Genomic DNA, 20,710 nt, shown 5'->3' on the forward strand with positions numbered 1-20,710 from the left:
TTCGGATCTAACGCTCTTCATTCTTCCTCATTGCGGAAGAGTGTCTGCCGTATCGCAGGCATTCGCTCGAAGATCGATCGATACTACGTTTGTTGCATCGGAGCCATTGGCCCGAAGAAGAGTATATCCGAAGCAACAAACAGTATCGAGGTGTATCATGACCGCTGAACAGAAAGTGGCAATCATTACCGGTGCCTCGCAGGGCATCGGTGCGGCACTGGTCTCAGCTTACAGGGACCGCAACTATCGTGTCGTCGCCACCGCACGCACGGTGGAGCCGTCAGACGATCCGGATGTTATTTCCGTGGCCGGCGATATCGCCGACCCGAAGACCGCAGATCGCGTTATTTCCGAGGCGCTTGCAAAGTTCGGCCGCGTCGACACGCTGGTCAATAACGCCGGTATCTTCATCGCCAAGCCGTTCACAGACTATACGAAGGAGGACTACGCGGCTGTTGTCGCCGTCAACGTGGGGGGCTTCTTCCACATCACGCAGCTCGCGATCGGCGAAATGGCGAAGCGCGGCCGCGGCCACGTCGTTCAGATCACGACCAGCCTCGTCGACCACCCCAATTCGAACGTTCCCTCCGTGCTCGCCTCGCTGACCAAGGGCGGTCTGAGCGCGGCTACCAAGTCGCTTGCCATCGAGTATGCGCAGAAGGGCGTGCGCGTGAACGCCGTGTCGCCGGGCATCATCAAGACGCCGATGCACGGTCCCGAAACCTACGAGTTCCTCGAGAAGCTGCACCCTGTTGGCCGGATGGGTTCTATCGGCGATATTGTAGATGCCGTCCTGTACCTGGAGACGGCGGAGTTTGTCACCGGAGAAATCCTCCATGTCGATGGCGGCCAGGCGGCCGGTCATTGACGTCGAAGGTGCCTCCAAGGGTATTCAACTGCTTCTGAGGGAGACCAAGACAATGCCGATTGTAACGATCCAGATCACACGCGAAGGCACGACACCCGGAGCCTCGGCGGCCACCGCCGAGGAGAAGGCGGCACTCATCAAGGGTGTCAGCGAACTGCTCCTCGACGTGCTGAAGAAACCCATGCGGGGCACGTTCGTGGTGATCGAAGAAGTGGAAAAGGAAAACTGGGGGTGGGGCGGTCTTCCCGTCGATGCCTACCGCGCGCAGCTAGCGGCGGAGAAGGGTTGACCTGAAATCCATCGGTCCATCCGGGCCGGCAAGTTGCGGCGAGCCAGAGCAAAGCGAGAAGAACCATGGGGAACGAAGCACAGAGCAGGCTTTTCGAGCTCACCGGCATTCGCTTGCCGATCATCCAGGCGCCGATGGCAGCAGTGTCGTCGGCGTCCATGGCGGCGGCGGCCTCTGACGCGGGTGGCCTTGGGTCGGTTGGCGTCGGCGCGATGAACGCCAAGGGCGCCCGCGAGACGATCCAGGCGATCCGCCGCGTCTCGGAGCGCCCATTCAATGTCAATCTCTTCGTTCACCGTCCCGCGATACGCGATCCCGGTCGCGAGGCGGCCTGGGTCAAACGATTCACGAAAGAGTTCGAACGCTTCGACGCCGTACCACCAGCGACGCTTAAGGAGATCTACGAGAGTTTTGCGACCGATGACGACATGCTCGCGATGCTGGTTGAAGAGAAGCCGAAGGTCGTCAGCTTCCATTTCGGCGTGCCCAGCGCGAACAGTATCAGGGCTTTGCACGACGCCGGGATTGTACTCATCGCAACTGCAACCAGCCTTGCCGAGGCGAAGATACTTGAAGCTGCGGGCATCGACGCGATCGTCGCACAGGGCTACGAGGCCGGCGGCCATCGTGGCATGTTCGACGAGAATGGCAGGGATGACCGGCTGGGCACCATCGCCTTGACGAGGATCCTTGTGCGCAATGTCCGCGTCCCCGTGATTGCCGCTGGCGGCATCATGGACGGTGCGGGAATTTCGGCCGCGCTGCGCATGGGCGCCGCCGCGGCCCAGATGGGCACTGCATTCATTCTGTCGGATGAATCTCTTGCGGACGAAGCTTATCGCAAGGCGCTTCGCAGCGATGCTGCCAACCATACGGTGATTACGCGTGCAGTTTCCGGCAGGCCAGCACGTTCACTTTCCAGCCGGTTCACTGCCGCCGGCGAGACTATCCTGGATATTGAAGTGCCGGCTTATCCGGTCGCTTACGACCTCGGAAAGGCGCTGAATGCCGCAGCCAAGGCCAAGGGCGAGGCGGGCTTCGGAGCCCAATGGGCGGGGCAGGGCGCTCCGCTCGCCCGCGCAATGCCAACAAGCGAACTTATGAAAGTCCTGATGCAGGAGATGCAGGAGGCCTGAGCGGCTCGCTGAGGCGCGGCCTCACCGAAACGCTCCTTGACTCCACCCGTTAACTCATGCCTAATTGTAAAGCGCTTTACTAAAGGGGTTTAGTAAAGCGCTTTACTAGAGCTGTTGCGGGAAGCCGATGACGAGGGAACGTGCCACCAGCTTGAAGGATGTCGCGACAGCGGCGGGCGTCTCGGTCACCACCGTTTCGCGGCTGCTCAACGGTTCCCTGGAACTGCCGGTCGAGACCAAGCAGCGCATCGAGACCGCGATACAGAAGCTCAACTACGAGCCAAATCCCCACGCCCGGCGCCTCAGTCGCGGACGGTCGGATACGATCGGGCTCGTCGTCCCCGATATCGCCAATCCGTTCTTTGCGACGCTTGTGTCCGCCGTCGAGGGAGAGGCTGATCGGCGCGGTCTGGCGCTCTCGCTTTACGCGACCCTCAACAGGACGGGCCGCGAGATCGCCTATCTGCGCCTGCTCGACCGCAACCATGTCGACGGGCTGGTCTTCGTGACCAATCACCCGGACGATGGCGAACTCGCCTCTCTCATCAACCAGACCGGCAAGGTAATCGTCGTCGACGAAGACGTGCCGGGCGCCTCCGTCCCGAAGCTTTTCTGCGACAACGAGCTCGGCGGCTATCTCGCCGGAAAGCATCTTGCCGAGCACGGCCATCGCCGTGTGCTCTACATCGGCGGTCCGCAGGAGATGATTTCAACGCGCCGGCGATTCCACGGCCTCCAAAAGGCAATGACCGAACGCGCAACCGGCAAGGTCGAGCTGTTCCGCTACGAGGGGGACTACACGGCGGAGTTCGGCCGGGCGGCAGCGAAGCGCTTCCTCGACGAAGGCATGCCCGCCACGGCGATCTTCGCGAGCTCGGACGAAATCGCAATCGGCCTTATCGAGGTCCTTCGTGCGCAGGGTGTGTCCATTCCGGAAGGCGTTTCGGTCGTCGGCTTCGACGATGTCGGACCGCTTCATCTCTTCTCGCCGCCGCTGACAGCGATCCGCCAGCCGGTGAGGGCGATCGGGCAACGGGCGCTTGCCCTACTTCTTGAAACAAACTGGCAGCAGCCGGAGGCGACCCACGCCGAAGAATTGCTGCCCGTAGAAATCGTCGTGCGGAGCTCCGTTGCGCCGCCGTCGAAACAATAATTGCAACGGATAAGCAAACCAGAGGATGAACCAATGATCAGAAACATTACACGCAGGACATTTACCGCGGCTCTCGCGGCCACCGCCCTCGCGGGCCTTTCTTCCGGCGCGGCCTTTGCCCAGTCGGCTGAGAAGACCTTCGCACTCGTCCAGATCAACCAGCAGGCGCTCTTCTTCAACCAGATGAACGAAGGTGCCCAGAAGGCCGCTGACGCCGCCGGCGTCAAGCTCGTGATCTTCAATGCCAACAACGACCCGGCCGCGCAGAACAGCGCGATCGAAACCTATATCCAGCAGAAGGTCGACGGCCTTGCCGTTGTCGCCATCGACGTCAACGGCATCATGCCGGCCGTGCAGCAGGCTGCAGACGCCGGCATCCCGGTCGTCGCCATCGACGCCATCCTGCCGGACGGCCCGCAGAAGGCGCAGATCGGCGTCGACAATGCCAAGGCCGGCGGCGACATCGGCGCCTTCTTCCTCGAATACGTGAAGTCCAACATGGACGGCAAGGCAAAGGTCGGCGTCGTGGGGGCGCTGAACTCCTTCATCCAGAACATCCGCCAGGAAGGCTTCGAGAAGAAGCTGGACGGCGTTGCGGGCATTGAAAAGGCGGGCGTCGTCGATGGCCAGAACATTCAGGACAATGCCCTTGCTGCGGCAGAAAACCTGATCACCGGCAATCCCGACATGAACGCCGTCTATGCGACCGGTGAGCCGGCCCTGATGGGCGCCATCGCCGCCGTCGAAAGCCAGGGCAAGCAGAGTTCGGTCAAGGTATTCGGCTGGGACCTGACGGCCCAGGCGATCGCCGGTATTGACGCGGGCTATGTGGCCGGCGTGATCCAGCAAGATCCGTCCGCAATGGGTGCTGCCGCTGTCGATGCGCTGAAGAAGCTTTCCGAAGGCGGTTCGGTCGAGAAGACGATTGCCGTTCCGGTCACCATCGTGACCAAGGACAACGTCGATCCCTACCGGGCAACCTTCAAATGATATCCGACCGACAGCACCCAACCGCTGTCGCCGGAGCCGGGGGAGGTGATCTCTCCCGGCAATCCGGAAGGCAGACGGAGCGAAGCCCGCGCGTATCCCTGCGCGGAATTCGCAAGACCTTCGGTTCGCATGAGGCGCTGCGTGGGGTCGATCTCGACCTCTATCCGGGCGAGTGCCTTGGTCTGGTGGGCGACAATGCCGCCGGCAAGTCGACGCTGACAAAGATCATTTCCGGCACCTACCTCCCGGACGACGGCTCCATCACGATCGACGGCGAGAATGTCCATTTGACCGGACCCGCGGATGCGCGTGCCCGCAATATCGAGATGGTTTTCCAGGATCTCAGCCTCTGCGACCATGTCGATGTCGTCGGCAACCTCTTCCTCGGACGCGAGCTGACCAAGGGGCCGTTCCTCGATCGACCGAGGATGCTCACCGAGGCGCGGGCCATGCTCGACGCCCTCGAAATCCGCATTCCCAGGCTCTCGGCGAAGGTCGAGAAGCTGTCCGGCGGCCAGCGCCAGGCGATTGCAATCGCCCGTGCGGCGTCCTTCAATCCCAAGGTCCTGATCATGGACGAGCCGACTTCCGCCCTTGCGGTCGCCGAAGTCGAAGCCGTGCTGGCGCTCATCAACCGGGTCAAGGCGAAGGGCGTCTCGGTCATTCTCATCACCCACCGCCTGCAGGATCTCTTCCGCGTCTGCGACCGTATCGCCGTGATGTACGAGGGTACCAAGGTCGCCGAGCGCGATATCGGCAACACCAACCTCGAGGACCTCGTCAAGCTCATCGTGGGAGGAGAACGGCATTGAGTGTCTATTCCGAACGCAAGGCCGGCTCCCCGGTCGCCGATTTTCTGAGCGAGCACGCCCAGGTGCTTTCGATCACCGTCTTTTTCCTTGCCTGTTTCCTGTTCTTCTCGGTGACGACGGACACGTTTCTGACGCTCGGCAATATCCTGAACGTCGTCAGGCAGGCGGCGCCCATCCTGATCGTCGCCGTTGCGATGACCTTCGTCATCATCACCGGCGGCATCGACCTGTCCGTCGGCTCTCAGGTGGCGCTCGTCAATGCCGTTGCCGCGATCATCCTCGCCATGGGCTTTCCCTGGCCGGTGGTCGTTGTCGGCATGCTGGTCTTCGGCGCGTTTCTCGGCATCGCGCAGGGTTGGTTCGTCGCCTATCAGGGCATCCCAGCCTTCATTGTCACGCTGGCCGGCCTTTCGATCCTGCGCGGGCTCGCGCTCTACCTCACCCAGGGATATTCGATCCCGATCAAGGACGTGCCGGGCTTCTTTGCGCTGGGGCGCGGCGAGTTCTTCAGCATTCCCGTGCCGGCGGTCATCGCGGTTGCGGTCGCGGTGGTCGGCTATGTCGTCATTGCCTCCACGAAATACGGTCGGCAGGTCGTGGCCGTCGGCTCGAATCTCGAGGCAGCGCGCCGTGTCGGCATGCCAGCGAAATGGATCGTCGCCTCCGTCTATGTCGTGTCCGGTGTCGCCTGTGCCCTTGCCGGCCTGCTGGTTGCAGCCCGCCTCGGCTCGGGTTCGTCCAATGCCGCCGTCGGCTTCGAGCTGCAGGTCATCGCGGCCGTGGTGCTTGGCGGTACATCGCTGATGGGTGGCAGAGGCAGCATTCTCGGCACCATCCTCGGCACGCTGACGATCGCCGTCATCGGCAACGGGCTCATCCTCATGCACATCTCGCCCTTCTTCACCCAGATCGTGACGGGCGCGATCATCCTGGTGGCCATCTGGCTCAACACGCGGATCTTCACGACCAATTTCCGTCTCGGCGGCAGAAGGTGAGGGCGTGATGGCGAGCGATCTATCGGAAGCCCATGTGCGCTCAGGCAAGGTGATGACGGTGAGGGGGCCGATCGGGGCCTCGGCGCTCGGCGTCACCCTCATGCACGAGCACATCCTCAACGACTGCCGGTGCTGGTGGCATGCGCCGAAAACGCCGGAACGGCAATATCTTGCCGATGGCTTCGTCTGTATGGAAATCCTTGGCGAGCTTCGCCAGGACCCCTTCGTCAACAAGCACAACATCACGCTTGACGACGAGCCGCTGGCGATCAGGGAGCTCATAGACTTTGCCAAGGCCGGGGGGCATACGGTGGTGGAGCCCACCTGCCAGGGCATCGGCCGCGATCCGCGCGCGCTCCAGCGCATTTCCAGGGCTTCGGGCCTCAATGTGGTGATGGGCGCGGGCTACTATCTCGGCTCCTCGCATCCCGCCAAGGTCGCGGCCATGACGGTCGGCGAGATCGCCGACGAGATCGTCCGGGAGGCGATCATCGGGGCCGATGGCACCGACATCAAGATCGGCCTGATTGGCGAGATCGGCGTCTCCTCGGACTTCACTGCCGGGGAAGAGAAATCGTTGAGGGGGGCCGCACAGGCGCAAGCCCGCACCGGCCTTCCCTTGATGGTGCATCTGCCGGGCTGGTTTCGCCTCGGCCATAAGGTGCTGGACGTCGTCGCCTCGGAGGGTGCTGAACTGCGGCATACGGTGCTCTGCCACATGAATCCGTCGCATGACGACCTGAACTACCAGGGCGAGCTCGCAGCGCGCGGTGCCTTCATCGAATACGACATGATCGGCATGGACTTCTTCTATGCCGACCAGCAGGTGCAATGCCCCAGTGACGAGGAGGCCGCGCGCGCAATCGCCAGGCTGGCGGAGACGGGCTATCTCGACCGCATCCTGCTCTCGCACGACGTCTTCCTGAAGATGATGCTGACGCGCTACGGCGGTAATGGGTACGCCTACATCCTTCGCCACTTCCTGCCCCGGCTCAAACGTCACGGCCTGGACGACAGGAGCATCGACATCCTGATGCGGGACAATCCACGATCGGTCTTCGAGGCGAAAGCCTGAGGCCCGCGAACGAGTTCAAGAAACGGAAAGATCATGACCAAGAAAGTTCTTCTCGTCGGCGAGAGCTGGGTTAGCTCCGCCACCCACTACAAAGGCTTCGATCAGTTCGGCAGCGTGACCTTCCATCTCGGCGCTGAGCCGCTGGTCAAGGTGCTTGAGGGAAGCGAGTACGAGCTCACCTACATGCCGGCCCATGAGGCGGTGGAGAAATTCCCCTTCGAGATGGCGGGCCTCGATGTATACGACGCGATCATCCTGTCCGACATCGGCGCCAACTCGCTGCTGCTGCCACCGGCGGTCTGGCTGCATTCGAAGACGGTGCCGAACCGCCTGAAGCTCATCAAGGCATGGGTCGAAAAGGGCGGCGGCCTGTTGATGGTCGGGGGCTACTTCTCCTTCCAGGGCATCGACGGCAAGGCCCGCTGGCGCCGCACGGCCGTCGAGGACGTGCTGCCCGTGACCTGCCTGCCCTATGACGACCGGGTCGAGATGCCCGAGGGATCGACGGCGGTCGTTGTCAAGGCAAGCCACCCGACCGTCGCGGGTCTTTCCGGCGAATGGCCGCCGCTGCTCGGCGTCAACGAGGTCGAAGTGCGCGACCGCGCCGACGTCGAAGTTGTCGCTCGCCTGCCGGAAGACCAGGGCAGCCATCCTCTGCTCGTGACCGGCAAGTTCGGAAAGGGACGCACGGCGGCCTGGACATCGGATATCGGCCCGCACTGGCTGTCGCCCGCCTTCTGCGAATGGGAAGGATACGGGCGGCTGTGGAAGAACATTCTCGGCTGGCTGACCGAAGCGCGCTGAGCGTCGCCTCAGCCTGCGAGAATGGCCTTCAACTCCTCGCGGGTCGGGAAGGCCGACCGGGTTCCGCGGCGGCTGACCGTCAGGGATGCTGCTGCCGAGGCATCTGCGATGGCGCGGGCATCGATCTCGATGCCGCGCAGCGCCGCCGAGGCGAGTGCCACGGCCATGAAGGTGTCGCCGGCTCCGGTCGTGTCGACGGCCTTCGTCGAGACGGCAGGAATTGTAATGATCGGCTTACCGTCGACGGCCAGCATGGAGCCCTGGCCGCCGAGCGTGAGGACCACCTGCTTGACGCCCGCTTCCATCAAGCGGCGGGCGGCGGTTTCGCCGGACGAGCCGGCAAGGCTTTCGGCTTCGCCCTTGTTGAGGAAGGCGATGTCGACAAGCGGCCAGAGATCGGCGAAGTAGGGTCTGAGCGGCGAAGGATTGAAGGCGGTCACGAGCGCGCGGCGCTTTGCCTCGGCGAGCAGGCCACGGGTCACCTCCTCGGCCAAGTTGCCCTGGAGCACGACGAGATCGCCGACGTCGGCACTGTCGAGCGGCGCAAGCGCTGCCGCAAGTGTCAGCGAGCCCGCGGAATCGGTCGTCGTGACGATGGCGTTCTCGCCGTCGGGCGTCGTGAAGATGATGGAGAAGTCGCTGGAGCGGCCGGCGAGCGTCACGAGATGCGCCTGAAGCTGCTCCTCGGCAAGCTGGTCACGGATGGTCTGGGCGCGAAAATCCTCGCCTACCGCCGTGACGAGGGTGGTCGGCAGGCCAGTGCGGCTCATGACCACCGCCTGGTTGGCGCCCTTGCCGCCGAGGTCGCGGGTCTCCTCGCGGCCGAGGATCGAGGCTCCCGCCTCCGGCATGGACGATACGGAGATGGTTTCGTCTACGGCGACGTTACCGATGACATAGGCACGCATGGCAGACTTTCGACAAAGGGAAGAAAATGCAGCAGATATCTGACAATACCCAAAGCGCCATAAGGGAAATATTCGGCACTGACAAGGCGCTGATCGGCATGATCCATTGCCCGCCCTTTCCCGGTGCTCCCCGCTACCGCAGCGCACCCATGGCCGGGATCTACGACGCCTGCATGCGTGACGCCGAGGCGCTGATCGAAGGCGGCATGCATGGTCTGGTCATAGAGAACCACGGCGACATTCCTTTCTCCAAACCCGAAGACATCGGTCACGAGACCGCCGCCTTCATGTCCGTCGTCACCGACCGGATATCGCAGGCGACCGGTGTTCCGCTCGGTATCAACGTGCTCGCCAATGCGCCGATCCCGGCCATTGCGATCGCCGTGGCCGGCGGCGCGAGGTTCATCCGCGTCAACCAGTGGGCCAATGCCTATGTGGCGAACGAGGGCTTCATGGAAGGCCGTGCAGCGGAGGCCATGCGTTATCGCTCGCTTCTGCGGGCCGAACACGTCAAGGTCTTCGCCGACAGCCATGTGAAGCATGGCGCCCACGCGATCACCGCCGACCGGACGATACAGGAGCTCACCCGCGATCTCGCCTTCTTCGATGCCGATGCCGTCATCGCGACCGGCCAGCGTACTGGCAATGCCGCGACGATCGAGGAGATCGAGGAGATCGGCGCCGCTACGCATCTGCCGTTGCTCGTCGGCTCGGGTGTCGACAAATCCAACGTCGTCGAAATCCTGAAACGCACCAGTGGCGTCATCGTCGCCTCGTCGCTGAAGCATGGTGGCGTCTGGTGGAACCCGGTCGATATCGATCGCGTGAAGGCTTTTGTCGAAGCCGCCCGCCCGGCGCTGGAAGCCTGACATGGCCGAGACGCTTTCGGAGCAGATCCTGCGTGAGAACAAGGCGGTCTTCGATGCGATGGTGAACCACCGCTTCGTCGAGGACATCAAGGCAGACCGGTTGCCGAAGCAGGTCTTCGAGCGATATCTCGTGTTCGAAGGCGCTTTCGTCGATACCGCGATCTCGATCTTCGCCTTTGCCACGGCTAAGGCCGAAACGATCGAGCAGAAGCGGTGGCTTATCGGCGTGCTCGACGCGCTCGCCAACCAGCAGATCGCCTATTTCGAAAAGACCTTCGCGGCGCGCGGCATCGATCCAGCCGCCTTCGACGCCTCCATCCCCGAGGTTGCCGCCTTCCGTGATGGCATGCTCGCGATCTCGCGCGACGGTGGCTATCTCGACACGGTTGCCGCCATGTTCGCGGCCGAGTGGATGTATTGGACATGGTCGAAGCAGGCGAGTGCCTGCAGGATCAGCGATCCGCTGCTCAAGGAGTGGATCGACCTTCATGCGCATGACGATTTTGCGGCCCAGGCGCTGTGGCTGAAGGCGGAACTCGACAACGCAGGCGAGGGGCTCGACGCTACTGAGCGGGCTGGCCTCAGCGGCATCTTTGGCAGGGCGCAGGAGCTCGAAATCGCGTTCCACCATGCGCCCTATCTCTGAGACAGCGAGGTAGGAAACGCCATGGTTCGCATCGACGGAGCACGGTTGAACAGCAGGCTCGAACAGTTTGCAGCAATCGGCGCCACCGCAAGGGGCGGCGTCAACCGGCAGGCGCTGACGGAGGGCGACCGTGAGGCGCGCCGGCTGCTCGCGGAGTTGGCGCTCTCGCGTGGTTTTGCCGTATTCCAGGATCCGATGGCCAATCTTTTCATCCGCCGCGACGGAAGCCGGAGCGACCTGCCGCCGCTTCTGATCGGCAGCCATCTCGACAGCCAGCCCGCAGGTGGCCGTTTCGACGGAGCGCTCGGCACCTTGAGCGCCTTCGAAGTCCTGGAGAGCCTCGAAGACAGCAATCTTGAGACGATGCACCCCGTCGAGGTGGTCGCGTGGACAAACGAGGAGGGATGCCGCTTCTCGCCTGGCTGCATGGGCTCCATGGCATTCGCCGCGGGCAGCATCCCGGCGGACTGGGCCGGCAAGCGTAGTGCAGATGGTTCGCTCTTTGCCGACGAACTAAGCGCGACACTCGAGAGCCTGCCGCAGGCCGCCATGCGCCCGCTCGGGTTTGCGGTGGCAGCTTACGTCGAGGTTCATATCGAACAGGGACCTTCGCTGGAGGCGGAGGATATTCCGATCGGCGTCGTCACCGGCATACAGGGTACCCGATGGCTGGAGGTCACGGTCTCCGGCCAGACGGCGCATGCCGGGACGACCTCGCTCGCCTATCGGCGGGATCCGTTGCGTGCGCTGACGGCGGCGCTCGGCCGGCTCTATGATGCCGTCATGCCTGTGGACGCCGATGCCCGCTTCACCATCGGCCGCATTTCGGTCGAACCCGGATCGATCAATGCAATTCCGGAGACCGCTCGCTGCAGCGTCGACATCCGCCATCCGGATCCGGCCCGGCTGGATGCGATCGAACGGCAGGTGATCGAAACGGTATCGCAGGCGTCGGGGCGGCAGCGCTGCGTGGCCACTGTTTCGCGGCTGTTCGACATGCCGCCGGGTCGATTTGCGCCGGAGATCGTTGCGACAATTGAGTCTGCGGCGACCGAATTGGGTCTTAAGAGCAAGCGCATGCTCTCCGGCGCCTTCCACGACGCGCTCTTCGTGAGCCGGATTGCGCCCTCGGCGATGATCTTCGTCCCCTGCAGGGATGGCCTCAGCCATAACGAGGCCGAATATGTCGAGCCGGACCACGCCGCGGCGGGTTGCCGGCTGCTGGCGGCGGTCACGATGAGCCTGGCAAGCCGTTCCTAGCTCGTGGGAATCTGCGCCGCCGATGGGTGGCAAGGCGAACGTGGGCTCGTCACTTTACACCTCTTTACGACTCCTAACGTGTCAATGGAGTGCCTCCGCCCCATACTCCGAGAATGAAACGCCGCGGATGGACGCGGCAGCCAACGGAGATCCCGAATGAGCGAGCTTTTGAGCAAAGTCATCGATGCACATGGCGGCATGGATCGCTGGAGGCGCTTCGAGAAGGTCGAGGCGATGATCGTCACCGGCGGCGGCTTTTTCGCGCTGAAGGGACTGATGCAGGATTCAACTCCGCGCCGGATGACAGTCTGGCTCCATGAGGAGCGTTCGTCGGTCTTGCCTTACGGAGCCCCGGACCAGCGCACCATGTTCACGCCCGATCGTGTCACCATCGAAAAGCTCGACGGCACGATCGTCGCCCAGCGCCGGATGCCCAAGGAGTCCTTCGCCGGCCATCAGATGCACACGCCCTGGGACCCGCTGCAGCGCGCCTATTTCAACGGAGAGGCGCTCTGGACCTATCTTACCACTCCCTTCCTTCTCGCGATCGACGGCGTCGAGGTCGAAGAAACAGAAGCATGGCAGGAGGGTGCGGAAACATGGCGCGTCCTGCGCGCCTATTTCCCGGGTTCGATCGAGACGCACAGTTACGTCCAGGACTTCTTCTTCGACGAGAAATTCATTTTGCGCCGGCATGACTATAACGTGAATATCGCAGGCGGCTTCGGTGCTGCGCAGCTGATCTCCGACTATGTCGTCGTCAACGGCCTTGCCGTGCCGACCAAGCGTCGAGCCTACACCCGCGGGCCCGACCGGCGCCCTGTCCTGGACATGCTTATGGTGACAATCGACTTCACCGAGATCAGCTTCGAGTAGGCGGTGTGGACGGATTTGACCACGATGAAGCCAGTGAGTGGCGCGTTACTCCGGCAGACCAGCCTTGCGGAAGCCATCGACGAAATGCTTGAGCGTCGCAGCATCGCGGAATGGCTCGGTCGCCGCCCAATGGCTGGTTGTGAAATGCGGATTGCCGACGAGGAACAGTTCTGCCTCGGCGCGCGCCTCATCGAGCCGGCCGAGTTGCGCAAGGCTTGCCGCCAGGAAACGGCGTGAGCTTGTCCGATAGGTCTCGTCCCTGCGCAGTGTCTCGACAGCGGCTTCGTAGTCGCCGGCCGCATATTGCGCCTGGCCGAGCGCCAGATAGTACCAGCTTGCCGGAAACGGGTTCAGCCGGAACGCCTTGGCGATGTGCTCAAGGCCCTCGTCCACCCGCCCGGCCAGAACCGCGATGTCGGATAGTGCCGCAAAGGTATCGGCCTCGTTCGGGTCAAGTTCGATCGCCCTGGCGAATTCCGCATCCGCCTCCGCGAAACTGCGCTCATAGGCAAGCAGGTAGGCCAGGATCCAGCGGCAGCCGGCGTCATTGGGATCGATCGCAACAGCCTTGCGCGCCAGTTCCAGGGCAACCCTGCGGGCAGGCTCCTCTGGTCCGCCGGAGTGCACCCATCCCATCCAGTGGTTCATGGCCAGCCAGCGATAGGCCTCGGCGTATTCGGGATCGAGAAAAACCGCGCGCGTCAGCATGAGATGCGCTTCCTGCGCCGACTGCGGTGAATCGTCCATCAGCCTGCGCGCCCGCACACAGAGATCATAAGCCTCGAGATTTTTGGGGCGATTGCGCGGCGGTGGTGCGCGCAGCCGGCCGAGCAGCGCCTCCACGATCTTGGCCGTGACCTCGTCCTGGACGGCAAAGATATCCTCCAGGCTGCGATCGAAGCGTTCCGCCCAGAGGTGATCGCCGCTCACCGCATCCACCAGCTGGGCGTTGATACGCACGCGCCCTCCGGCCCTCCTTGCGCTGCCCTGCAGCAGGTAGCGCACGCCAAGGTCCTCGGCGATCGCGCGCACGTCCATCGCCTTTCCCTTGTAGGCAAAGGCCGAGTTGCGGGCGATGACGAACAGGCCTGAGACCCTGGACAGGTCGGTGATCAGGTCTTCGGTCAACCCGTCCGCGAAGGATTCCTGCTCGGCATCGTTGCCGAGATTGACGAAGGGCAGCACGGCGATCGATGGTTTGTCAGGCAGCGGCAAGGGTTTTCGCTTCGCGCCACCGAGCCGTTCGATGGCCCCGGTGAAGCGGTAGCCGACGCGCGGAATCGTGGAAATCCAGTCAACGCCGCCATCACTGTCATCGCCGGCAGCACCGAGCAGCTTCCTGAGTTGCGCGATCTGGACGGTGAGGTTGCCTTCCTCGACGGCCGTGCCCGGCCACGCCGCGTCCATCAGTTCGGCCTTGCTCAGGATTTCGCCGGACCGTTCGACGAGCGCCGCGAGCAGCCTTACTCCGCGGTAGCCGACGGCCACGGGATCACCGTTCCGAAGGAGCGTTCCCGCAGCCGGATCAAGCACGAACGGACCAAAGGCAAAGCGCGATCCCTGCATGAGGCGCATCTATAGTCGGTTTGGAAGTTTTTGAGAACTTTTTGGGAGCGCTTAAGGACGACGCGGTCCGCACCCCGCAGAATCCAGTCTCTTTCGGGTCGAGGGACGCAAGGCCCTCAAACCCTTATGGAGGTTGCAATGAACGATACGACCAGGCTCGCGTCGGCTCGGCATCAGGCCGCGGGGGCGGAATTGCCGTATCGGGGCTTGCATAGTGCGACATCACCGCTCGAGAATCGGATTCCATGGGCCGCGATGGCGGGTATCATCGCGACCGTCATGGTGTTCGCCGTGGCGCAGGGACTGACCTATCCGCTGCTCAGCTTCATCCTGGAGCGGCAGGGGACGACGCCCGGGCTCATCGGCCTGTCGGCGGCGATGACGCCGCTCGGTTTCATCCTGTCCGCCCCCTTCATTCCGGCAGTGGCGCGGCGCCTGGGCGCGGCACGGCTGGCGATCCTCTGTTCGGTGCTGGCCGCACTTTCCTTGGTCGCGATTGCCTGGATGCAGGAGGTCTGGGCCTGGATGCCGCTGCGCTTCTTGCTCGGCTTCTTTGCCAATCCGCTGTACGTGATCAGCGAAACCTGGCTGCTCTGGATAACGCCCAAATCACGCCGGGGCCGCATCATGGGCCTCTATTCGTCGATCGTTTCGGGTGGCTTCGCCATCGGCCCGCTGTCGCTCGGTCTGGTCGGCACGCAGGGTTGGCCGCCCTTTGTGATCGGTATCGTGGCCTTCCTTCTCTGCGGATCGGTCGTGCTTGCGGTCGTGCCGCGCCTGCCTGACATGCCGCATGAAGGCGAGGCAACATCGGTCGGCGGCTTCTTCGCGCTGGCACCGTTGCTGCTGTTCGCGGTTTTCACGGCTGCCGCCTTCGAGCAGATCCTGCTTTCCCTGTTCGCGGTCTATGGCACAGCACTCGGCAGCGCCGAAGAGCGCATCGCTTCGCTCATCACCTGCTTCATCGCGGGCAATGCCGTGTTGCAGATCGTGCTCGGGCGCGTGGCCGAGCGCTTTGGCTCGACGCGGACCATGTTGTCCTGTGTTCTCGCTTGCCTGGCCGGCTGCCTGCTGCTGCCATTGATCTTCAGCTCGTGGCTCATCTGGCCGCTTGTCTTCGTCTGGGGCGGCGTCTCGTTCGGGATTTACACGATGGCATTGATCCAGCTTGGCGAGCGTTTTACCGGTCAGGCCTTGATCGCCGGCAACGCGGCCTTCGCCGTCGTATGGGGCTTAGGCGGCATCGTGGGCTCGCCGGCTACAGGGCTGGCAATGCAACTGATCGGGCATCAGGGGCTGCCATCGTCCCTTGGCTTGCTCAGCTGTCTGCTGGCGGTGCTTCTGATGGCGCAGAGGCAGCGGGCCTGATCGAGGCACTCGCCTCAAGACAGCAGTCAGACCCCAGCCGCAACTGGAACTTCGTCCAGTTGCGGCGTTTCGGGGGCAATTGCCTTGGTCCGGAGGATGCAAGGCAGGGAGCACGCCGGCCCGGCTCAAGCCGGTGTGCTGGTCTTGCTTTCCGAAGTCGCCAACGCCACGGGCAACTTCTCGTCGGTCTCGCGCTCTGCGTCGGGCCGCTTCGTCCTGAACAGCTTCAGGACGAAGACGAAGAAGGCCGGCACGAAGAAGATTGCGAGAACGGTCGCCGTGATCATTCCTCCGAGAACACCGGTGCCGATCGCATTCTGGCTGGCCGCGCTGGCGCCGGTGGCTATGGCAAGCGGCACGACGCCCAATGTGAAGGCAAGCGATGTCATGATGATCGGGCGGAAACGCACCCGCGCGGCGTCCACGGCGGCATCGGTGAGCGAGCGCCCCTCCGCGTAATAGTCCTTTGCGAACTCCACAATCAGGATCGCATTCTTCGCCGACAGGCCGATGATCGCTATCAGGCCGACCTTGAAATAGAGGTCGTTCGGCATGTCGCGCAGCATCACCGCGAGCACGCATCCGATGATGCCGAGAGGCACGACGAGCATGACGGAGAGCGGGATCGACCAGCTCTCGTAGAGACCTGCCAGCAACAGGAAGACAAAGAGGATGCTGAGGCCGAACAGGATCGGCGCCTGCGTGCCGGACTTGATTTCCTCCAGCGACTGCCCCGTCCACTCGAAACCGACGCCATTAGGCAGTTGCGAGGCGAGACGCTCCATCTCCGCGATCGCGACACCGGATGACGTGCCCGGTGCGGGCTCGCCGCCGATGCGCACTGTCGGATAGCCGTTATAGCCGACGATCTGGGGCGAACCCTTCTGCCATTGTGCGATGGCGAAGGAGGACAAGGGTACCATGCCGCCGCTCGCGTTCCGCACGTTGAGCTTGAGGATGTCCTCGACCTGCAGCCTGTCGCGGTCCTGTGCCTGCACGATCACGCGCTGCATGCGGCCGGAGTTCGGGAAGTCGTTGATGTAGGACGAGCCGAGATTGGCCGTGATGGTGTTGTTGATGTCGGCGAAGGTCACGCCAAAGGTGTTGGCCTTCTCGCGGTCGATGACCAGCAGCACCTGCGCGGCATCGGGCAGGCCTTCGATGCGCATACCTGCCAAAAGCGGGCTCTGCCCGGCCTTTTGCATGAGTTCGGCCGCGGCTGAAGAAAGCGCTTGCTGGCCGAGGCCATTGCGATCCTGGAGACGGAACGAGAAGCCGCCTGTCGTGCCGAAGCCTTCGATCGGCGGAGGGGAGAGCGCGAAGCTGGTCGCGTCCTTGAGGGCAAAAAGCTGCATGTTCACGCGATTTGCGATGTCCTGCACCGATTGGCCCGCGCCGCGTTCGCTCCAGTCCTTGAGGGTGACGAACATCAGCGCGGCGTTGGCACCGTTGCCCGAAAAACTGAAGCCCTGGATCGCGACGACGTCGCGGACGGATGGCTCGGTCCGGAAGATGCCTTCGATCTGCTCGATGGAGGCAAGTGTGCGGTTGGCACTGGCCTCAGGTGGGCCCTGGATGTCCACGATCAGGAAGCCCTGGTCTTCGTTCGGAACGAAGGCGCTGGGGAGATTGATGAAGAGATATCCGAGGCCAGCGACGAGGGCGAGATAGATGATCATCATCCGGCCCGCGCGGCGCGCCATGCCCGATGCGGCGCTGGTGTAGCGCTTCGTCAGACCGTCGAACTTGCGGTTGAACCAGCCGCCAATGCCCTTCTTCTCGTGATGGCCCTTCTTGATCGGCTTCAGGAACGTCGCGCAGAGCGCGGGCGTCAGCGATAGCGCCAGGAACGCCGAGAACAGGATCGACACGACCATGGTCAGGCTGAACTGGCGATAGATGATGCCGGTCGAGCCCGGGAAGAACGCCATGGGGATGAACACGCAGGAGAGTACCAGCGTGATGCCGAGGATGGCGCCGGTGATCTGGCGCATGGCTTTCTTGGTCGCTTCCTTCGGCGAAAGACCTTCCTCCGCCATGATGCGCTCGACGTTCTCGACCACGACGATTGCGTCGTCGACGAGGATGCCGATGGCGAGCACCATAGCGAACATCGTCAGCACGTTGATGGAGAAGCCCGCGGCCAGCATGACTGCGCAGGTGCCCAGCAGCGCCACCGGTACCACGATCGTCGGGATGATCGTGTAGCGGAAGTTCTGCAGGAAGATCAGCATCACGAAGAAGACGAGGATGACGGCCTCGATAAGCGTGTGCAGCACCTTCTCGATCGATGCCGAGACGAAGGGGCTGGTATCATAGGGGACGCTGTATTCGACGCCCGGCGGGAAGAAGCTGGACAGTTCCTCCATCTTTTCCCGGACGGCTGCAGAGGTCGCCACGGCATTGCCCGTCGAGGACAGCTGGACGGCAAGTGCCGCGCTCGGCTGGCCGTTCAGGCGGCTCGAGAAGTTGTAGCTTTCGGCGCCGAGCTCGACACGCGCCACGTCACGCAGCCTGACGGTGCTGCCATCGGCGTTTGCACGAAGGACGATATTCCCGAATTCCTCGGCGTTTGCGAGCTGGCCCTTGACGAGCACGGTCGCCGTCAGGTCCTGGGTGATCGGGTTCGGTGCCGCACCGACCTGGCCTGCCGCGACCTGCGCATTCTGCGAGCCGATCGCCTCATTGATGTCGGCTGTGGTGAGATTGAGACCGACCATCTTGTCCGGGTCGATCCACACGCGCATCGCCCTTTGCGCAGCAAAGAGCTGCGCACGGCCGACACCGTCGAGTCGGCGAATTTCGCCGATGATGTTGCGGGTGATGTAGTCGCCCAACGCCACCTCATCGAGCGCGCCGTTGGTCGAGGTCAGGGACACGAACATCAGGAAGCCGGATGACGCCTCCTCCACGTTCACCCCCTGTGCCGTCACCGCGGACGGAAGCCTGGATTCCACCCTGCGGATGGCATTCTGCACGTCCACCGATGCCTGGTTGATGTTGGTGCCGGCCTCGAAGGTGGCGTTGATGGAAACGGAGCCCGAGGTATCGGAGGTCGACTCGAAGTACATGAGCCCGTCGACGCCATTCAGCTCGTCTTCTATCAGGCGGGTCACGCCCTGATAGATCTCCTGGGGGGAGGCGCCCGGATAGTTCGTCGAGATCGTGAGCTGCGGCGGCGCAACCTTCGGGTACTGCGCAATCGGCAGGAACGGAAGGCAGATGATGCCGGCGATCGAGATGAAGAGGGCGAATACCCAGGCAAGGATAGGCCGTCTGATAAATAGCTGTGCCATGGGGCTGCCTTACTTGCTCGTCTGTTCGGAAGCTGCCGGGGTCTGTCCTTCGGACGGCTTCCACGGTTCGGGTGCGACCTTGCCACCCGGCTGCACCTTCTGCGCTCCGTCGACGACGATCTGCTCGCCCGGCTGGAGGCCCGATTCCACGACCCATTCGGAGCCAAGTGCCTGACCCAGCTTAATGTCGCGGGCCTCGGCGGTCGCATCCTTGGAGACCACGTAGACCTGCGCCCGCCCGTCCTGCGTTCGCAGCACCGATCGCTGCGGTACCGTGATCGCGTCCTGGCGTACTGCCTGGGCTACCCTCACGCGGACATACATTCCGGGAAGCAGATCGCGATCAGGATTCGGGAATTCGGCGCGCAGGGTGACCTGGCCGGTCGTGGCATCGACGTTGGCGCTCGCGAAGAGAAGGCGGCCAGCCTTCGGATAGACCGCTCCGTCGTCGAACACGAGCTCGACTGTCGCTTCGCCCGGAGCCGGACTTGCGAGCTTGCCGCTTTCAACAGCCCGTTTCAGCGACAGAAGCTCCTGCGCGGATTGGGTGAAATCGGCGTAAGCAGGATCGACCTGCTGGATGAGGGCGAGATTCTGGGTTCCGTCTGCGGTAACCAGCGCACCTTCCGTGATGAGGGCGCCGCCGATGATGCCTGTGATCGGAGCGCGAACCTCGGTGTAGTCGAGATTGATCTTGGCTTCGTCAAGTGCCGCCTGCGCAAGCGCCACGTCGGCCTCGGCCTGCGCCAGATTGACGGCTGCCGTATCGTAGTCGACGCCGCTCGCAATGTTCCGATCCCGCAGCGACTTCTGGCGATCGAGCTGCTGTTGCGCGTTCGTCTGCGTGGCCTTCGCACGCTGAAGCGATGCCTCGGCGCTGGCGACGCGCACCTTGAACAGCCGCGGATCGATGCGATAGAGAACGTCGCCCTGCTTTACGAGGGTACCCTGTTCAAAGACCCGCTCCTGAAGGATACCCGAGACCTGCGCTCGGACTTCGGAAACGCGGGTGGCGGCGACGCGTCCCGGCAGTTCGCTGACGACGGGGACGGCATGGGCTTTCAGCTCGAGCACGCTCACCGCGGGCGGCGGCATCTCCATACCCTGCTGAGCTGCAAGTTCTCCTGCGGTGGCAAGGGTGAGGGAAGCTGCTGTAAACAGCGCCTTGAGGCGCGGCAGCTGTCGGCTGCTGGGCATGGAAGGTTTCCTTACTGAAATTGAGTTTAACGACTGCCGTCTGCTATCAAGTCTCGGGGAACGTTGCGTAAGTGGCCCGAATTCCATCGAGAATTTCGCGACGATCACCGCCGGTCCATTGATGGAAACCGAAGAGCTCCGTGCAAAACAAACCCGTCAATGCCAGGTAGGCAATCAGCGCCGCCTTCGGGCGGGCCCCGCTTGCCATCGCCTGTAGATCCCGCGCCACCCAACCGCGCATCTGCTGCTGCAGGCTCTCGTCGCTGGACATCGAAGCGCATACAGCCATCGCCACCGCCATCTCGGCCTCGTCCGGCACTGGTTCGGCGAAGGCAATCCGCCCGAACAGCTCGGGATGCGGGGTGTCCTTGCTGTCCTCGACAGCCTTTTTTACCGCCTCCATATCCCTCTGGATACGGCGGTCGACCAATGCGGCGAGAAGCGCGCTCTTGGTCTTGTGATCGTAGACCACCCTCGATTTGCTGACGCCCGCCTCCTGAGCGACAGCGTCAATCGACAAGCCGGCCGCACCATGCTGAACGACGACGCGTTCGGCAGCGTCGAGGATGTCGTCAGCGGTAATCTTGCGGGTTCTTGTCACG

Annotated in this window: 19 protein-coding genes; 14 read left to right on the forward strand and 5 right to left on the reverse strand. The window is 63.1% G+C overall.

From position 1 onward, the window contains the following. Positions 1-157: 157 nt before the first annotated feature. From EV286_RS01375 to EV286_RS01415, 9 genes are all read left to right on the forward strand, one after another. Positions 158-868 carry an SDR family oxidoreductase gene (locus EV286_RS01375; protein ID WP_132955206.1) on the forward strand — a complete coding sequence of 237 codons (711 nt, stop codon included), beginning with the start codon at positions 158-160 and terminating at the stop codon, positions 866-868. A gap of 52 nt (positions 869-920) precedes the next feature. Beyond that, positions 921-1,157 (forward strand): 4-oxalocrotonate tautomerase family protein, encoded by a 237-nt coding sequence (locus EV286_RS01380; protein ID WP_132955698.1) that lies wholly within the window; start codon positions 921-923, stop codon positions 1,155-1,157. 65 nt (positions 1,158-1,222) lie between these two features. Then, the gene (locus tag EV286_RS01385) at positions 1,223-2,293 is read left to right on the forward strand and encodes a nitronate monooxygenase (protein WP_132955207.1); all 1,071 of its coding nucleotides are present in this window, start codon (positions 1,223-1,225) and stop codon (positions 2,291-2,293) included. Positions 2,294-2,420: 127 nt separating this feature from the next. Further along, positions 2,421-3,446, forward strand: a complete 1,026-nt coding sequence (locus EV286_RS01390; RefSeq protein WP_132955208.1) for a LacI family DNA-binding transcriptional regulator — start codon at positions 2,421-2,423, stop codon at positions 3,444-3,446. A 33-nt stretch (positions 3,447-3,479) separates the two neighbouring features. Further along, positions 3,480-4,436 (forward strand): substrate-binding domain-containing protein, encoded by a 957-nt coding sequence (locus EV286_RS01395; RefSeq protein ID WP_207909711.1) that lies wholly within the window; start codon positions 3,480-3,482, stop codon positions 4,434-4,436. Beyond that, on the forward strand, positions 4,433-5,248 hold the full coding sequence (locus EV286_RS01400; RefSeq protein ID WP_132955209.1) for an ATP-binding cassette domain-containing protein: 816 nt from the start codon (positions 4,433-4,435) through the stop codon (positions 5,246-5,248). Before EV286_RS01395 ends, EV286_RS01400 begins: the two co-directional genes overlap by 4 nt. Continuing rightward, entirely contained in the window at positions 5,245-6,243 is a 999-nt protein-coding gene (locus EV286_RS01405) for an ABC transporter permease (RefSeq protein WP_132955210.1), read from the forward strand. Before EV286_RS01400 ends, EV286_RS01405 begins: the two co-directional genes overlap by 4 nt. 7 nt (positions 6,244-6,250) lie before the next feature. After that, positions 6,251-7,318 carry a phosphotriesterase gene (locus tag EV286_RS01410; RefSeq protein ID WP_132955211.1) on the forward strand — a complete coding sequence of 356 codons (1,068 nt, stop codon included), beginning with the start codon at positions 6,251-6,253 and terminating at the stop codon, positions 7,316-7,318. 33 nt (positions 7,319-7,351) lie between these two features. Then, positions 7,352-8,122, forward strand: a complete 771-nt coding sequence (locus EV286_RS01415) for a glutamine amidotransferase (protein ID WP_132955212.1) — start codon at positions 7,352-7,354, stop codon at positions 8,120-8,122. 8 nt (positions 8,123-8,130) lie between these two features. Here the strand turns inward: EV286_RS01415 and EV286_RS01420 are convergent, their stop codons facing one another. Further along, the gene (locus tag EV286_RS01420) at positions 8,131-9,030 is read right to left on the reverse strand and encodes a PfkB family carbohydrate kinase (protein ID WP_132955213.1); all 900 of its coding nucleotides are present in this window, start codon (positions 9,028-9,030) and stop codon (positions 8,131-8,133) included. A 26-nt stretch (positions 9,031-9,056) separates the two neighbouring features. On the opposite strand from EV286_RS01420, the gene EV286_RS01425 reads away from it, so the two are divergent. The 4 genes from EV286_RS01425 (at position 9,057) to EV286_RS01440 (ending at position 12,681) form a co-directional block, all read left to right on the forward strand. Continuing rightward, a complete protein-coding gene (locus EV286_RS01425) occupies positions 9,057-9,899 on the forward strand; it encodes a BtpA/SgcQ family protein (protein ID WP_132955214.1) in 843 nt (280 codons plus the stop codon). Between the two features lies 1 nt (position 9,900). After that, the gene (locus EV286_RS01430) at positions 9,901-10,545 is read left to right on the forward strand and encodes a TenA family protein (RefSeq protein WP_132955215.1); all 645 of its coding nucleotides are present in this window, start codon (positions 9,901-9,903) and stop codon (positions 10,543-10,545) included. 21 nt (positions 10,546-10,566) lie between these two features. Then, entirely contained in the window at positions 10,567-11,805 is a 1,239-nt protein-coding gene (locus EV286_RS01435; protein ID WP_132955216.1) for a Zn-dependent hydrolase, read from the forward strand. Between the two features lie 156 nt (positions 11,806-11,961). Next, on the forward strand, positions 11,962-12,681 hold the full coding sequence (locus tag EV286_RS01440) for a hypothetical protein (RefSeq protein ID WP_132955217.1): 720 nt from the start codon (positions 11,962-11,964) through the stop codon (positions 12,679-12,681). Positions 12,682-12,726: 45 nt separating this feature from the next. On the opposite strand, the gene EV286_RS01445 is transcribed toward EV286_RS01440, so the two are convergent. Further along, a complete protein-coding gene (locus EV286_RS01445) occupies positions 12,727-14,247 on the reverse strand; it encodes a winged helix-turn-helix domain-containing tetratricopeptide repeat protein (RefSeq protein WP_132955218.1) in 1,521 nt (506 codons plus the stop codon). A gap of 126 nt (positions 14,248-14,373) precedes the next feature. On the opposite strand from EV286_RS01445, the gene EV286_RS01450 reads away from it, so the two are divergent. Beyond that, entirely contained in the window at positions 14,374-15,615 is a 1,242-nt protein-coding gene (locus EV286_RS01450; protein ID WP_132955219.1) for an MFS transporter, read from the forward strand. Between the two features lie 125 nt (positions 15,616-15,740). Here the strand turns inward: EV286_RS01450 and EV286_RS01455 are convergent, their stop codons facing one another. The 3 genes from EV286_RS01455 to EV286_RS01465 are packed head-to-tail and all read right to left on the reverse strand — an operon-like array spanning position 15,741 to position 20,709. After that, positions 15,741-18,911 carry an efflux RND transporter permease subunit gene (locus tag EV286_RS01455; RefSeq protein ID WP_132955220.1) on the reverse strand — a complete coding sequence of 1,057 codons (3,171 nt, stop codon included), beginning with the start codon at positions 18,909-18,911 and terminating at the stop codon, positions 15,741-15,743. Positions 18,912-18,920: 9 nt separating this feature from the next. Then, complete coding sequence (locus tag EV286_RS01460; protein ID WP_132955221.1) at positions 18,921-20,108, reverse strand: efflux RND transporter periplasmic adaptor subunit; 1,188 nt, start codon at positions 20,106-20,108, stop codon at positions 18,921-18,923. Positions 20,109-20,154: 46 nt separating this feature from the next. Further along, a complete protein-coding gene (locus EV286_RS01465) occupies positions 20,155-20,709 on the reverse strand; it encodes a TetR/AcrR family transcriptional regulator (RefSeq protein WP_132955222.1) in 555 nt (184 codons plus the stop codon). Position 20,710: the final 1 nt, after the last annotated feature.

It is taken from the genome of Rhizobium sp. BK251 (assembly GCF_004345245.1).
GTDB lineage: Bacteria > Pseudomonadota > Alphaproteobacteria > Rhizobiales > Rhizobiaceae > Rhizobium.

Coding starts and splice junctions, on each gene's coding strand:
- EV286_RS01415 (WP_132955212.1), top strand. CDS start 7,352: ATGACCAAGAAAGTTCTTCTCGTCGGCGAGAGCTGGGTTAGCTCCGCC.
- EV286_RS01420 (WP_132955213.1), bottom strand. CDS start 9,030: ATGCGTGCCTATGTCATCGGTAACGTCGCCGTAGACGAAACCATCTCC.
- EV286_RS01440 (WP_132955217.1), top strand. CDS start 11,962: ATGAGCGAGCTTTTGAGCAAAGTCATCGATGCACATGGCGGCATGGAT.
- EV286_RS01375 (WP_132955206.1), top strand. CDS start 158: ATGACCGCTGAACAGAAAGTGGCAATCATTACCGGTGCCTCGCAGGGC.
- EV286_RS01435 (WP_132955216.1), top strand. CDS start 10,567: ATGGTTCGCATCGACGGAGCACGGTTGAACAGCAGGCTCGAACAGTTT.
- EV286_RS01455 (WP_132955220.1), bottom strand. CDS start 18,911: ATGGCACAGCTATTTATCAGACGGCCTATCCTTGCCTGGGTATTCGCC.
- EV286_RS01460 (WP_132955221.1), bottom strand. CDS start 20,108: ATGCCCAGCAGCCGACAGCTGCCGCGCCTCAAGGCGCTGTTTACAGCA.
- EV286_RS01445 (WP_132955218.1), bottom strand. CDS start 14,247: ATGCAGGGATCGCGCTTTGCCTTTGGTCCGTTCGTGCTTGATCCGGCT.
- EV286_RS01390 (WP_132955208.1), top strand. CDS start 2,421: ATGACGAGGGAACGTGCCACCAGCTTGAAGGATGTCGCGACAGCGGCG.
- EV286_RS01410 (WP_132955211.1), top strand. CDS start 6,251: ATGGCGAGCGATCTATCGGAAGCCCATGTGCGCTCAGGCAAGGTGATG.
- EV286_RS01395 (WP_207909711.1), top strand. CDS start 3,480: ATGATCAGAAACATTACACGCAGGACATTTACCGCGGCTCTCGCGGCC.
- EV286_RS01425 (WP_132955214.1), top strand. CDS start 9,057: ATGCAGCAGATATCTGACAATACCCAAAGCGCCATAAGGGAAATATTC.
- EV286_RS01385 (WP_132955207.1), top strand. CDS start 1,223: ATGGGGAACGAAGCACAGAGCAGGCTTTTCGAGCTCACCGGCATTCGC.
- EV286_RS01450 (WP_132955219.1), top strand. CDS start 14,374: ATGGAGGTTGCAATGAACGATACGACCAGGCTCGCGTCGGCTCGGCAT.
- EV286_RS01380 (WP_132955698.1), top strand. CDS start 921: ATGCCGATTGTAACGATCCAGATCACACGCGAAGGCACGACACCCGGA.
- EV286_RS01400 (WP_132955209.1), top strand. CDS start 4,433: ATGATATCCGACCGACAGCACCCAACCGCTGTCGCCGGAGCCGGGGGA.
- EV286_RS01430 (WP_132955215.1), top strand. CDS start 9,901: ATGGCCGAGACGCTTTCGGAGCAGATCCTGCGTGAGAACAAGGCGGTC.